This is a genomic window from Rhodococcus pyridinivorans, assembly GCF_900105195.1.
Lineage (GTDB): Bacteria > Actinomycetota > Actinomycetes > Mycobacteriales > Mycobacteriaceae > Rhodococcus > Rhodococcus pyridinivorans.
In genome coordinates this window covers 2,033,834-2,047,540 of sequence record NZ_FNRX01000002.1, presented here as the reverse complement: position 1 = coordinate 2,047,540, position 13,707 = coordinate 2,033,834, and the positions used below count along the sequence as shown (strand labels likewise).

15 protein-coding genes are annotated in these 13,707 nt (G+C 69.3%); 7 read left to right on the top strand and 8 right to left on the bottom strand.

Translation table 11 applies throughout. The annotated features are described in order from the left end of the window. Positions 1 to 50: 50 nt before the first annotated feature. The 3 genes from BLV31_RS09835 to BLV31_RS09825 form a co-directional block, all read right to left on the bottom strand. The gene (locus tag BLV31_RS09835) at positions 51 to 1,208 is read right to left on the bottom strand and encodes a M20 family metallopeptidase (RefSeq protein WP_006550147.1); all 1,158 of its coding nucleotides are present in this window, start codon (positions 1,206 to 1,208) and stop codon (positions 51 to 53) included. Then, on the bottom strand, positions 1,205 to 2,365 hold the full coding sequence (locus BLV31_RS09830) for a M20 family metallopeptidase (RefSeq protein ID WP_006550146.1): 1,161 nt from the start codon (positions 2,363 to 2,365) through the stop codon (positions 1,205 to 1,207). The genes BLV31_RS09835 and BLV31_RS09830 overlap by 4 nt, the downstream gene beginning before the upstream one ends. 78 nt (positions 2,366 to 2,443) lie before the next feature. Then, the gene (locus tag BLV31_RS09825; protein ID WP_024101548.1) at positions 2,444 to 3,142 is read right to left on the bottom strand and encodes an enoyl-CoA hydratase/isomerase family protein; all 699 of its coding nucleotides are present in this window, start codon (positions 3,140 to 3,142) and stop codon (positions 2,444 to 2,446) included. Between the two features lie 66 nt (positions 3,143 to 3,208). On the opposite strand from BLV31_RS09825, the gene BLV31_RS09820 reads away from it, so the two are divergent. Both BLV31_RS09820 and BLV31_RS09815 read left to right on the top strand, forming a co-directional pair. Further along, positions 3,209 to 4,021, top strand: a complete 813-nt coding sequence (locus BLV31_RS09820; protein ID WP_006550143.1) for a purine-nucleoside phosphorylase — start codon at positions 3,209 to 3,211, stop codon at positions 4,019 to 4,021. Then, a complete protein-coding gene (locus BLV31_RS09815) occupies positions 4,018 to 5,517 on the top strand; it encodes a phospho-sugar mutase (protein ID WP_064060888.1) in 1,500 nt (499 codons plus the stop codon). Before BLV31_RS09820 ends, BLV31_RS09815 begins: the two co-directional genes overlap by 4 nt. Positions 5,518 to 5,571: 54 nt before the next feature. Here BLV31_RS09815 and BLV31_RS09810 read toward each other — a convergent pair whose 3' ends face one another. Next, a complete protein-coding gene (locus BLV31_RS09810) occupies positions 5,572 to 6,219 on the bottom strand; it encodes an MspA family porin (protein WP_081263433.1) in 648 nt (215 codons plus the stop codon). A gap of 219 nt (positions 6,220 to 6,438) precedes the next feature. Continuing rightward, entirely contained in the window at positions 6,439 to 7,062 is a 624-nt protein-coding gene (gene upp, locus BLV31_RS09805) for a uracil phosphoribosyltransferase (protein ID WP_024101551.1), read from the bottom strand. A gap of 112 nt (positions 7,063 to 7,174) precedes the next feature. Here upp and BLV31_RS09800 point away from each other — a divergent pair, with 112 nt between their 5' ends. The 5 genes from BLV31_RS09800 to BLV31_RS09780 are packed head-to-tail and all read left to right on the top strand — an operon-like array spanning position 7,175 to position 10,541. Then, positions 7,175 to 7,510, top strand: coding sequence for a type VII secretion target (locus BLV31_RS09800; protein ID WP_024101552.1), 336 nt, complete (start codon positions 7,175 to 7,177; stop codon positions 7,508 to 7,510). Beyond that, entirely contained in the window at positions 7,507 to 8,502 is a 996-nt protein-coding gene (locus BLV31_RS09795; RefSeq protein ID WP_024101553.1) for a C40 family peptidase, read from the top strand. The genes BLV31_RS09800 and BLV31_RS09795 overlap by 4 nt, the downstream gene beginning before the upstream one ends. Positions 8,503 to 8,562: 60 nt before the next feature. Continuing rightward, positions 8,563 to 8,877, top strand: coding sequence for a hypothetical protein (locus tag BLV31_RS09790; protein WP_064060890.1), 315 nt, complete (start codon positions 8,563 to 8,565; stop codon positions 8,875 to 8,877). After that, entirely contained in the window at positions 8,874 to 9,242 is a 369-nt protein-coding gene (locus BLV31_RS09785; protein ID WP_064060891.1) for a YbaB/EbfC family nucleoid-associated protein, read from the top strand. The genes BLV31_RS09790 and BLV31_RS09785 overlap by 4 nt, the downstream gene beginning before the upstream one ends. Before the next feature lie 60 nt (positions 9,243 to 9,302). Further along, on the top strand, positions 9,303 to 10,541 hold the full coding sequence (locus tag BLV31_RS09780) for a SatS C-terminal domain-containing protein (protein WP_072740419.1): 1,239 nt from the start codon (positions 9,303 to 9,305) through the stop codon (positions 10,539 to 10,541). A 195-nt stretch (positions 10,542 to 10,736) separates the two neighbouring features. Here the strand turns inward: BLV31_RS09780 and BLV31_RS09775 are convergent, their stop codons facing one another. The 3 genes from BLV31_RS09775 to BLV31_RS09765 are packed head-to-tail and all read right to left on the bottom strand — an operon-like array spanning position 10,737 to position 13,574. Continuing rightward, entirely contained in the window at positions 10,737 to 11,822 is a 1,086-nt protein-coding gene (locus BLV31_RS09775; protein WP_006550131.1) for an adenosine deaminase, read from the bottom strand. A 56-nt stretch (positions 11,823 to 11,878) separates the two neighbouring features. Then, entirely contained in the window at positions 11,879 to 13,162 is a 1,284-nt protein-coding gene (locus BLV31_RS09770; protein WP_064060893.1) for a thymidine phosphorylase, read from the bottom strand. Then, positions 13,155 to 13,574 carry a cytidine deaminase gene (locus BLV31_RS09765; RefSeq protein WP_006550129.1) on the bottom strand — a complete coding sequence of 140 codons (420 nt, stop codon included), beginning with the start codon at positions 13,572 to 13,574 and terminating at the stop codon, positions 13,155 to 13,157. Before BLV31_RS09765 ends, BLV31_RS09770 begins: the two co-directional genes overlap by 8 nt. Between the last annotated feature and the right edge of the window lie 133 nt (positions 13,575 to 13,707).

Genomic DNA, 13,707 nt, shown 5'->3' with positions numbered 1-13,707 from the left:
TGAGCTCACATCCTACCGTTCAGGTAAGCCTGAGCTTACTTCGGACTGCGTCACGCAGCGCCGAGAACCAGATTCGTCATCACCCGCACACCCACGGCCAGCGCCCGCTCGTCGAGATCGAAGGTGGGCTGGTGGATGTCGAGTTCGGGCCCGACCCCCGGCCATACCCCGAGCCGCCCCATGGCGCCGGGGACGTGTTCGAGATACCACGAGAAGTCTTCTCCCCCACCGGATTGTGGGGTGTCCGCGAGGGCGTCGGGGCCGGTCGCGCGGATCGCGTCCTCGAACATGCGCGCCGACACTTCGTCGTTGACCACCGGCGGCACGCCGCGGCGATAGTTCAGTTCGTAGCTGACACCGGTGGGCGCGAGCAGACCGTGCACGATCTCGCGGACCATCGGTTCGAGCAGCTGCCAGGTGTCGTGGTCGCCGGTGCGGACGGTGCCCGCGAGCATGCCGGTGCGCGGGATCGCGTTCGGTGCCTTGCCGGCGCTGACCGCACCCCACACCATGACGGTGCCGGTGCGCGGATCGATGCGACGGCTGAGCATGCCGGGAAGACCCGTGATGACGGCACCGAGGCCGTAGACGAGATCGCCGGTCAGGTGCGGCCGGGAGGTGTGCCCACCGGGTGAGTCGAGGACGAGTTCGACAGTGTCGGCCGCCGAGGTGATCGCCCCGACCCGCATACCGACCTTGCCCGCCTCGAGACGCGGGTCGCAGTGCAAGGCGAAGATTCGCGCGACCCCGTCGAGTCCGCCCGCCGCGACGACGTCGAGCGCCCCGCCCGGCATGACCTCCTCCGCGGGCTGGAAGACCAGCCGGACACCGATCGGCAATTCGGGCATCGAGGCCAGCGCCAGACCTGCACCGAGCACGACGGTGGTGTGGGCGTCGTGCCCACACACGTGCGAGACACCGGGGACGGTGGATTCGAACGGCAGGCCGGTGGCCTCCTGCATCGGCAGGGCGTCCATGTCTGCACGCAGGGCGATGCGCGGTCCGCCGGTCGGACCGAGATCGCAGATCAGGCCGGTGCCGCGAGGCAGGACCTTCGGCTCCAGTCCGGCCGCGCGCAGGTGCTTCGCGACGAACTCGGTGGTGGCGTACTCCTGCCGGGCGAGCTCGGGATTCGCATGGATGTGACGGCGCCAGAGCGAGAGGTCCTCGGTGTGGCGGTCCAACCACTTCTCGACGTAGGGGTTCATCGACGGCCGGCCTGTTCGAGGAGCCGTGCCCGGTGGACCGGATCGGTCGCCGCGCGTACGGCGGTCGCTGCGAGCGCACGCGCTCCGTCGAGTACTGCCCGATCGGCCGACTCGGTGACACACGCGGCCGCGAATGCAGCCTGATGTGTCACCGCGCCACCGGAGTCGAGTCCGATGACCGGATGGATTCCCGGCACCACGTTCGTCACGTTTCCCATGTCGGTACTGCCCAGGGGGCGCGCTCCTTCCTCCTCGACGGGCAGCGGTCGGCGCCCGAGATCGATGATCTCCTCACGATATGCCTGCACCAGCCACGGATCGGGAGTGAGTTCGGTATAGGTCGGCGAGACCGTCCGGATCCGGTGGTTGCATCCGGTGGCCAGCGCCCCGGCGGCGAAGCAGTTGCGTGCGCGGTCGACGAGGTCGTCGAGGAGTTCGCTCGTCCCGGCCCGCAGGTAGTACAGCAGTTCGGTGTGGCTGGGCACGATGTTCGGTGCCGTCCCGCCCTGCGCGACGATGCCGTGGATCTGTTGCCCGGGATGCAGGTGCTGCCGCAGCAGTCCGACCGCGACCTGGGCGACGGTCGCAGCGTCGGCAGCGTTGAGCCCGTATTCGGGGGCCGCGGAGGCGTGCGCCTCGCGGCCGTCGTACTCGACGGCGATGTCGGCGAGGGCGAGCGACGTCGCCCCGGTGATGTCGAACGGGCCGGGATGCACCATCATCGCCGCACCGACGCCGTCGAAGACGCCGCGTTCGAGCATGAGGACCTTGCCGCCGCCGGTTTCCTCCGCGGGGGTTCCGACGACGCGGACGGTCACGTCGAGTTCGTCGGCGAGCGCAGCGAGACCGATCCCGGCGCCCACGGCCGACGCCGCGATGATGTTGTGGCCGCACGCGTGCCCGATGCCCGGCAGTGCGTCGTACTCGGCGCAGAACGCGAGGACGAGTTCGCCGCTGCCGAACCGCGCATCGAAGGCGGTGGGCAGGTCGGCGATGCCGGTGGTGACCTCGAAATCGTGGTCGCGCAGCACCTCGACGATCTTCGCGGCGCTCCGGTGTTCCTCGAACGCGAGTTCCGGTTCGGCATGGATGGAATGCGACAGGCCGACGAGGGTGTCGGAAGCAGCCTCGATCGCCGTGGCGTAGTCGGTCGTCACGGGGTCCAGTCTGTCATGCTCACCGCGTCCCGATCGATCGGCGCGTACGACCGGTTCGTCGACTTCGCGGCGGGGCGATCAGCCGAACCGGAAGTTCGACGCGTCGGTCCGGATCTCCAGTGCCGAGATCAGCGGCGCGTGCAGACCGCGCTTGATGCCCGACAGATTCGGCCCGCGGGTTGCGGTGAGCGCCGCTGCGCGCTCGACCGCCGTTGAGAGCACGGCGTCACCGGTGACGGCCTGCTCGGCGATGCCCGCGGCCACGGCGTCCTCACCGCCGTAGCGACGGCCGGTGGTGATGGCCTCGACCGCCGTCTGGATCGGCAGGCGGGAACGGATCAGCGCGGACATCCCGACGGTGAACGGCATGTTCAGCTGCACCTCGGGCAGACACCAGTAGCCGCGGTCGCCGCGCATCACCCGGAAGTCGTGCACGAGCGCGAGCATCGCGCCGGCACCGAAGGCGTGCCCCTGCACGGCCGCGACCGTCGCCGCCGGGAAGGTGAGCAGCCGCACATAGAGGGCGTGGACGGAGTCCAGATAGCCCGGCAGATCCGGCAGGTTCGCGCCGACCCAGTCGATGTCGAGTCCGTTGCTCCAGAACTTTCCGGTCGCCGCGGTCACGAGGGCGGCGGGTCCGTCGTGCGCTTCCACCTCGTCGAGGAGGGAGTGGATCGCGGCGAGACGATCGGGGTGGAACCGGTTCTCGGAGACCTCCGCGTCACGGTCACCGAGATGCAGGACGAAGACGTCGCCGTCACGTTCGAGGTAAGGCATGCGCGTCAGCATACCGCGCCTACTTACCCACGAGTAACAAGCTGTGAGCGATTAGGGTCCGATGCCATGGGAGAACCCGATCACGTCTTCGACCCCACCGCGGCCGCCGACGCCGCAGCCGCCGCTCTCGCCGAACGGACGGGGGTCGCCGAACACTCCGTCGCCGTCGTCCTCGGGTCCGGCTGGCGGGCCGCAGTCGAGAGTTTCGGCATCCCCGTCGCCACGATCCCGATGAGCGAGCTACCCGGCTTCGCACCGCCGACGGCGGCAGGGCATGCCGGGAACATCCACTCCGTGCGCGCCGGTGACAACGCCGTCCTCGTCCTCGCCGGCCGCATCCACGCCTACGAGGGGCACGACCTCGCCCGCGTCGTCCATCCCGTGCGCACGGCAGTCGCAGCGGGTGCCCGCACCGTCGTCCTCACCAATGCGGCGGGCGGCATCGATCCCGAGTTCTCCGTGGGACAACCGGTTCTCATCTCGGACCACCTCAATCTCACCGGTCGCTCGCCGCTGGTGGGTGCCCAGTTCGTCGACCTCGTCGACGCCTACTCGCCGGATCTTCGTGCACTCGCCTGCGAGATCGATCCGTCGCTGCGCGAAGGGGTCTACGCCGGTCTGCCCGGGCCGCACTACGAGACCCCGGCGGAGATCCGGATGCTGCGCACCCTCGGCGCCGACCTCGTCGGCATGTCCACGGTCCACGAGACCATCGCGGCGCGCGCGGCCGGAGCGCGCGTGCTCGCGGTCTCGCTGGTGACCAACGCCGCGGCCGGCATCACCGGCGCTCCCCTCGACCACACCGAGGTACTGGCCGCGGGTCGTGCGGCCGCGACCCGGATGGGCGATCTTCTGCGCGATCTGGCGGCCCGGCTGTGACGCTGCGATTCGGCACCGCGGGGTTGCGCGGCCCGGTCGGCGACGGACCGGACTGCATGAACGTACCCGTCGTCGTCCGCACCACCGCCGGACTCGCGGCGTGGCTCGAGGCGAACGGGCAGGGCGACGGCACCGTCGTCGTCGGCCGCGACGCCCGTACGGGCTCGGCGGAATTCCACACCGCCGCGGCAGAGGTTCTCGCCGCGGCCGGCTTCGAGGTCGTCGCCTTCGGAGAGCCGCTCCCCACCCCGGTGACCGCCTTCGCGGTACGGGCGCTGGGCGCCGTTGCGGGCGTGCAGATCACGGCATCGCACAATCCCGCCGCCGACAACGGGTACAAGGTCTATCTCGCCGACGGAGCGCAACTGGCCGCACCCGCCGATCGGGAGATCGAAACGGCGATCGACGCCGTCGGTTCCGCCGCGGACGTGCCCCGGATGCCGGTCGCGCCGTCGGGTGACGACCTCGTCGACCGCTATCTCGCCCGGGTCGCGTCGCTCCCCCGCTCACCGCACCGAGGCATGCGCATCGCCCTGACGGCACTGCACGGTGTCGGCGGCGAGACGGCAGTCGCGGCCCTGCGTTCCGCGGGATTCGACGACATCCACGTCGTGGCGTCCCAGTTCGCACCCGACCCGGCGTTTCCCACCGTCGCCTTCCCCAACCCCGAGGAACCGGGCGCAACAGAGGCTCTGCTCGCGCTGGCGGCCGAGGTCGACGCCGACATCGCCCTGGCGCTCGATCCCGATGCCGATCGTTGCGCCGTCGGTGTCCCGGGCCCGCGGGGATGGACGATGCTGCGCGGCGACGAGACCGGGGTCCTGCTCGGCGACCGGATCCTCGCGTCGTCACCGCCCGGCTCACTGGTCGCGACCACCATTGTCTCGTCGACCATGCTGGGGCGACTCGCGACCGCACGCGGCGCGCGATATGCGCAGACGCTCACGGGTTTCAAGTGGCTCGCCCGCGCCGGTGACGGCCTCGTCTACGCGTACGAGGAGGCGATCGGGCACTGCGTCGATCCGGACGCTGTGCGCGACAAGGACGGCATCGCGACCGCCGTAATGGTCGCCGACTACGCGGCCGATTTGAAGCAGGCCGGCCGGACACTGCTCGACGCACTCGACGACCTGCATCGCGAACTCGGTGTCCACGTCGGCGATCAGGTGTCGACCCGCGTCGACGACCTGCAGCGCATCGGCACCGTGATGACGCGACTGCGTGCGGAGCCGCCGACGACCCTCGCGGGTCTGGAGGTGACCGCGACCGATCTCGCCGAGAGCCCGGGACCGATGCACACCGACGCTCTCGTCTTCGAGAGTCGCGAGGACGTCGCGGGCGGGCCGAGGGTGCGCGTGGTGGTGCGCCCCTCGGGCACCGAACCGAAGCTCAAGGTCTACCTGGAGGTGGTCACGGATCGGGACCGCCCGGCGGCGGAAGCGATACTCGACGCCCTGCGCGGATGGGCGGCCTCGCTCGGTGACGAGAACCCCTGACCCGGCCGGATCCGGCCGGGCCAGGACCCGATTCGATCAGACCTGCTGCTGCAATCAAACCTGCTGCGGCACACCGTAAGTGACGACGGTGTTCCGGTCGGCGGTGACAGCCTTCAGGTACGGACGGATCATCACCGGCCCGATGGCTCCCGAGACCGAGCCATGCACGCCGGCGATCCGGATGGTCGTCGAGCTGCCGTCGAACTCGAAGCCCTCGACGATCGGGACGGACGTGATGCCGCCCGGCTCGAGCGGGATCTCGACCTCCTGGGACGGGATGATGTCGCCGCTGAGCGAACCACCCGCCTCCAGGCCGAGATCGAGCGAGGCACCACCTTCGTTGTCGAGCGAGAGGCCGATGGCCGCACCGTTGTCCACACCCCAGGACAGGCTCGGAGTGATGACGGTGACCGTCGCCCCCGGCAGCGCGACCGGGTAGCCGACCTGGAAACCGACCTCCACCGCCGTCCCGACGAAGTTCGCCGCATTCGGACCGGTGATCCGAACGGTAGCAATCTCGTCGTGGAAGAACTCGACACTCAGCGGTGAGCTGTCGAGCGGCGGCACCGACTGTGTCGAGGTGTCGGCCTGGATCACTTCGATCGCGTGCCCTCCGTCCAACGGGAGGATACGCGAGTTGTCGACAGCAGCCGCAGCCGTGCCGTGACTCGTCACTGCGGCGAGGACGGCGACCGCGCCCACCGAAGCCGCTCTGACACTTCCACGAATCAGATTGCGGGAGAAGATTCTTGCCATTCCGCCGACCCCATCTCTGGCTGTACCTACGCAGTGGACTTCACACGGAGCACACCGAGCGTAAGAAGAAATCGAGACCTGCGGGTTGTTTTTCGATAACGAGATGACTGCGGTCGGGTGTCACATCCGTACCGTCAGTCACACGAGTAACACACGACGTGCGGTTTATCGCGGCCCGAACTGCCTGTCCCCCGCATCGCCGAGACCCGGCACGATGTACTTGTTCTCGTTGAGACCTTCATCGACCGACGCCGTGACCAACCGGACCGGATGACCCGAGGCAGCAAGGGCCTCGACGCCCTGCGGCGCCGCGACCACACAGATCGCGGTGATATCCGTGGCACCGCGCTGGGCGAGGATGTCGAGGGTGTGCACCATCGACCCCCCGGTCGCGAGCATCGGGTCGAGCACGAAGACGGGAAGACCCGACAGGTCCTCCGGCAACGACTCCAGATAGGGCACCGGCTCGAAGGTCTTCTCGTCACGAGCGAGACCGACGAAACCGACCTGCGCCTGGGGAATCAGGGCGTGGGCCTGTTCGACCATGCCGAGGCCGGCGCGAAGAACCGGGACGAGCAGCGGAGGCTGCTGCAACCGTACCCCCGTCGTCACCGCGACCGGCGTCTTGACGTCGAACGTCTCGGTGGGCGCATCGCGCACCGCCTCGTAGACGAGCATCTGGGTGAGCCGCCTCAACGCGTGCCGGAAGGCAGCGTTGTCGCTGCGTTCGTCGCGAAGGATGGTCAGGAGCGAAGCAGCGAGCGGATGGTCGACGACGAGCGAATCCATGTCCGAAGGATAGAACGACGGAACCGATCGGCAGTCGGGTGCGTCGAACCAGGCAGGGACGGAACCCTCCGAAGGTGCCGAATCCCACATCAACGACGCGAGAGGCGACGAGGTGACCGAGAACTCCGGTAGGGACGCGATACGGATCGACACGAGTGCCGTCGGGAGGTTCGGCGACGACGCTGTCGAACTCGCCGCGCGCCTGCACGAGGCCGCCGAACGGACACGGCACGGCGACCCCTCGGCGCTGAGCGCCGCACTGGGTCCGATCGGGGCACCCGTGCTCGCCGCTCTCACCGCGACCCACTCCGCGCACGTGCGCGATCTCGGCCGGCTCGGCGACCTGCTCGGCGGAATGGGAGACGCCGCGAAGGCCTCCGTGGCCGCCTACGAGCACACCACCGACGACACCGCCGCACGACTCGACTCCGTCGTGGAGTCACTGTGATCGGAGGGGATCTGCTCGTCGCTCCGCTGACCGGCCTGCTCGACGCGTTCGGCACCGCGCTGCCACCCGGCGTCGATCCGGGCGAGATGGTGCGCATCGGTGCGCAGTGGGCCGAGGAGGTACATGCGACCGGGCGCGACGCCGTCGCCGAGCTCGCCTGGGCCTGGGGTGGCCCGGCCGCCTCGCAGGCGATCGCGAGTGCCGAGCAGGTCCTCGCCGACGTCCTCGCGGCGGCCGATCGTGGGTCGGCACTGGCCGGGATCGCGCTCGAGGCGACCGTCACGGTGGTCACCGGTGCGGCCGAGATCGCTCGTCTCGTCGACTCGTTCGTCACCTTCGCCGAGCAGGCCGCACCCGCGACGTCGCTTCCACAGGGGCAGCTCGCGCTCCTCGCAGTGGCGATCGACCACCTCGTCGCCGGGCTGGACGTGCTGACACAGGTGACCGGAACGCTCGCGGAGCTGACCGATCGGGCGTCCGCACTCCTTCCACCCGAGCCCTCCGCTCCCCCGATCGACTCCGGTCACCATCCCGGCCCCGACCCGGCCGGCGACGAGCCACGTTCGCTCCACACCTTCGGTGGAGGGCTCTCGACGGGCGTGGAGGTGCGGCTTCCGGACGGCAGCGTCAGCCTGGCACCGAACGAGACCGCTGCGGCAGCGGTGCGTCACGCCCTCGCCCAGCAGGGCACCCCGTACGTGTGGGGCGGCACGAGTCCCGGCTCCGGCCTCGACTGCAGCGGACTGACGCAGTACGCCTACGCGCAGGCCGGGGTCGAACTGCCGCGGTTGGCCCAGGAACAGGACGTCGGCACACGGGTGGATCCTGCGGCCGCCCTGCCCGGAGACCTCGTCGTGTGGGACGGGCACGTGGCGATGGTGGTGGGCAACGGCCTCATGGTCGAGGCGGGCGACCCCGTCTCCGTGACGCCGATGCGCACCAGCAACGGTGGAATGGCCTTCCACGGTGTCTACCGCCCGACCGCCGGCTGATTCCGGAGAATCTCCGCACCGGGAGGGAACCGGCCGGGCTCGCGCTGCGTCCAACCCGATATGGACAGCACGACGACGGAACCGATCACGGCCACCGCCCACAACCGGGCCGGGACGATCTCGGTGCGCACAACGGACGGTGGACTACCCGTGGACCTTCGCATCGACCCCCGCGAGTTGCGTTACGGAGCACGGCAACTGGCCGATCAGATCCTCGCCCTGAACCGGCAGGCCGCTCTCGAGGCCGCGGTGGTCCGCGGCGAACGCCTCGCCGCCGAAGGTGTCCCCCGCGAGATCCTCGACCGGATGCGGCTGCCGTCCCGCGCCGACCTGGCGGACGGACCGACCGATCGTCGTGAAAGTCTCGTTCGATGAGCAAACCGATGGTGGAGGCGATCGTCGACCGAGCCCACGTCCGGCTCGATGCGCTCGAACGCACGGTGGAGAGGCTCGGCGCGGTCCGGGGCACCGCGAGCAGTCCCGACGGACGCGTGACCGCCCGTGTGGACGGTTCGGGAGCGCTCGAAGGACTCGAGCTGGCCGAGCCGATCGGCGGCACCGACCCCCGCGAACTGGCCGCGGTGATTCTCGCGACCGTGCACGACGCCGCACGGCAGGCCGCTGCCGCGCGCGTCTCCGCGATGGACGAGCTCCGCGCGGCCCTCGACGCGAGCGACGCCGGTCCGGTCGCCGTCGGTCACCACCCGGTCACCGTCGGCGACCGTCCGGTAACGCGATGAAACCGATAGCGAGCCGCCCCCGGCTATATTCTCGGCGCCGACATGGCTAGGCTTCGCGCCATGGCTGGAGACATCGTCCCGATCGAGCTCGGTCTCACCGACGGCAACCTCGTGACGCTCTGGGCGCCGCGCTGGCGCGAAGGCGACGACGAGTGGGAGGCATTCCTCGGCCACGGCGACGATCTGTACGCCTTCCCGTCGGTCCCCGAGCTCGTCGCGTTCGTGCGTTCGGGTGCCGACAACGACCTCGTCGAGCACGAGGCGTGGCCGATCGTGTCCAAGCTTGCGGCCTCGGAGTTCGAACCCGACGAACCGCACACCTACGACCTCGTCGGCGTCCCCGAACTCGTGGCCGACGATCCGGATCCCGTGTCGGTGTCCGAGCTGCAGGACACCTTCGACATCGTGAGCATCCTCGGCGACGTCTGCGATCTCGACGTCGTGACGAAGTTCTTCGAACGCGAGGAGATCGACCTCCTGTTGCAGCACGGTGTCTCGGCCTTCCGCACGCGTGAGGGCCTCGACCTGTGGAATCGCGTCGGAACCGCGGTCGCGCAGGACTGGGACGGCGTGATCGACGCGCTCGACGCCGTGATCTCCACTCCCGACGTCGATGCTGCCGTGGTCGCCGAGATCGAATCCGAGCTCGTCGCGGTCGACGAGAACGAGGTCGAGGCCGACGACACGGTCGAGGACGTCGACGCCGACGACGAGTACGAGTTCATCGACACCGATGACGAGGACGACGGCTACAAGTTCTGGGCCCGGGTCGGCATCGATCCCATCCGGATCATCACGACCGACGGCACCTGGTACTCGCTGCGGTGCTACGTGAACGACGACGCCGTCTTCCTCGGCCACGACGGCACGATCGACGTCTTCCCGTCCGAGCGCGCGCTGGCCCGCCACCTCGCCGACAACCACGACCACGACCTCGCGACGCTCGAGCCGTACACGGAGATCCAGCTCGCCGCCGTCGACGGATCGCTCGACGTGACGGTCACCGACGACAACGTCTATGTGCTCACCGGGATCGCCGACGACATCGCTCAGGGTGTTGCGGCCGTCGACCCCGACCAGCTCGAACTCGCGGTCGAGTTGTTCGTCGACGCAGCGAACTTCGCGGACGACGACTCGACGGAGGCCGCGCTCGCCGCGTCCACGGAACTCGGCTGGTTCGTCAACCACGTGATCGAACCCGACTCGGGACGAACGGCACCCAAGCCGCCGTTCGACACCGAATCCCTCGCCTGGCGCGAGCTCGAGCGCGAGTTCGAAGCGCGACTGCGTCGGCACTGACGCGCGTCGCGTCGGGTCGGCACTGACGCGCGTCGCGTCGGGTCGGCACTGACGCGCGTCGCGTCGGGTCGGCACTGACGGCAGCTCCACTTGGGCACTCCGGCGCGCGAAGTGGTCACAAGAGCGCGTTGTAACGCGCTCCGATGACCATTTCCCGCCCCGCGCACCCATAGAGGTATCTGCGGGTCGCGGTCTCTACCCGACGAGGACGGCGTATCCAGGCTTGATGACGTCGTCGATCAGTTCCAGTCGCTGGTCGAACGGGAGGAAGGCCGACTTCATCGCGTTGATCGTGAACCGTTCGAGGTCGACCCAGCTGTAGTCGAAGGTCTCGACGAGCCGCACCATCTCCTGCGTCATCGTGGTGTCGCTCATCAACCGGTTGTCGGTGTTGACGGTGACGCGGAAGCGCAGGCGGGCCAGCAGGTCGAAGGGATGCTCGGCGAGCGTGCGCACCGCGCCGGTTTGCACGTTCGACGACGGGCACAGTTCGAGGGGGATGCGCTTGTCGCGGATGTAGTTCGCGAGCCGGCCCAGAGTGGCGGTTCCGTCGTCGTGCACTTCGATGTCGTCGACGATGCGCACACCGTGGCCGAGTCTGTCGGTGCCGCAGAAGGCGACCGCTTCGTGGATGGACGGGAGCCCGAACGCCTCACCGGCGTGGATCGTGAAGTGCGCGTTGGCCGCGCGGGTGTACTCGAAGGCGTCGAGATGACGGCTGGGCGGGTTGCCCGCTTCGGCGCCGGCGATGTCGAATCCCGCCACGCCGCGGTCCCGGAAGCGCACGGCGAGTTCGGCGATCTCCAACGAGCGTGCAGCGTGCCGCATCGCAGTGAGCAGGCAGCGCACCCGGATGCGACGACCACCGGCGGCCACCTCCGATTCCCCGGCTCGGAAGCCTTCGAGGACGCGCTCGACGACCTCGTCCAGAGACAGTCCCTTCTCCAGGTGCTGCTCGGGCGCGAACCGCACCTCGGCGTACACCACGCCGTCGTCGGCGAGGTCGAGGACGCACTCGCGTGCGACGCGTTCGAGTCCTTCTGCCGTCTGCATCACGGCGACGGTGTGCTCGAAGGTCTCGAGATAGCGCTCGAGCGACCCACTGTCGGCGGATTCGCGGAACCAGCGGGCGAGATCCGCTTCGGTGTCCGCGGGCAACGACCACCCGCACGCGTCCGCGAGTTCGAGGACCGTCCGGGGACGGAGTCCGCCGTCCAGGTGATCGTGTAGGACCACTTTGGGTGCGGTGCGAACGAGTTCGGGAGTCAGACGGCCGTTCATGATCGGGACGGTAGTCGGCGGCGGCCGGTTCCGCTCGGTCTCCGGCCACCGAGCCCCTACGCCCGGATCCGTTCGATCACGAGCGGCTGCCGAACGGGGGCCGTGTCGGAGATTCGGACACCGCCGCGGAGGGCGGCGAGCGCGTCGGGGATACGTCCCGGGGTGTCGGTGTGCAGCGTCGCGATCGGCTGCCCCGCGCGGACGCGATCACCGAGGACCGCGTGCAGTTCGATACCGGCCCCGGGCTGCACGTCCTGACCCTGCCGTTCGCGACCGGCTCCGAGCCGCCAGGCGGCGATACCGACCTTGTACGCGTCGAGTTCGGAGACCACCCCGTCCGCGTCGGCGTGGAAGGTCTCGGTGTGGGTCGCGACCGGCAACGGCGCCGCGGGGTCGCCGCCCTGGGCGACGATCATCGCGTTCCACCGGTCCATTGCGGTGCCGTCGCGCAGTCGGTCGGCGGGATCGACATCGTCGACACCGGCGGCGGCGAGCATCTCGCAGGCCAGGGCCAGGGTCAGCTCGACGACGTCGTCGGGTCCGCCGCCGGCGAGCACCTCGACGGCCTCCCGGACCTCGAGCGCGTTGCCCGCCGTGCGCCCGAGCGGGCTGTCCATGCGGGTGAGCAGGGCCGTCGTGGGCAGCCCTTCGTCGGTGCCGAGTTCGACCATGGTGCGCGCCAGCTCGCGGGCCTCGCCGAGTTCCTTCATGAAGGCGCCGCTGCCGACCTTCACATCGAGGACGAGGGCTCCGGTGCCCTCGGCGATCTTCTTGCTCATGATCGAGCTGGCGATGAGCGGGATCGACTCGACGGTCCCGGTGACGTCGCGCAGCGCGTAGAGCTTGCGGTCGGCGGGGGCGAGATCGGCACTCGCCGCGCACACGACCGCACCGACGGCCGGGTCGCTGAGGATCTCGGCGATCTCCGCGGTGGTCAGATCGGCCTTCCAGCCGGGGATCGCCTCGAGCTTGTCCAGGGTGCCGCCGGTGTGACCGAGACCGCGGCCCGACAATTGCGGGACCGCGACGCCGCAGGCCGCGACGAGCGGTGCGAGCGGCAGTGTGATCTTGTCCCCCACACCGCCTGTCGAGTGTTTGTCGACGGTGCGCAGGCCGAGAGCGGAGAAATCGAGACGACGACCGGAGTCGATCATGGCGGTGGTCCAGCGTGCTGTCTCGGCCCGACTCATGCCGCGGAACCAGACTGCCATCGCCAGGGCCGACATCTGGGCGTCGGAGACGATCCCGTGGGTGAACGCCTCGATGACCCAGTCGATCTCGGCGCCGGAGAGCTCGTGTCCGTCGCGCTTGCGGCGGATGACGGTGACGATGTCAGGCACGGCGGTCCTCGTTCTCCCGCACGGCCGCCAGATCGTCGGGGCCGAACGCGTCGGGGAGGAGCTCGCAGAGGCGACGCGGGCCACCCTGGGCGTCGACCTCGAGATCGGGACCGCCGTGTTCGAGGAGCACCTGCCGACACCGGCCGCACGGGGTCAGGACGTGGCCTCGGGAGTCGCAGACGGCGACGGCCCGCAGACGCCCTCCACCCTGGGCGAACAAGTTACCGACGAGTACACATTCGGCACACAGCCCCAGTCCGTGTGAGACATTTTCCACATTGCACCCAAGGACCATCCGACCATCGACGGTGAGGCCGGCAGCCCCCACCGGGAACCCGGAGTAGGGGGCGTAGGCTCGACCCATCACCTCATGTGCTTTGGCGCGCAACATTTTCCAGTCGATGTCCGGCATGGTTCCCCATCCTGTCACGGTGGCGTGGACGACGATAGGCGACCCCCACTGCGCCAGATCACAGTTGGAAAGGCAAACCTAACTTCGCTTTTGGGGCCTGTACGAATGGCGCAGGAGATTGGTTCCCGAGTTT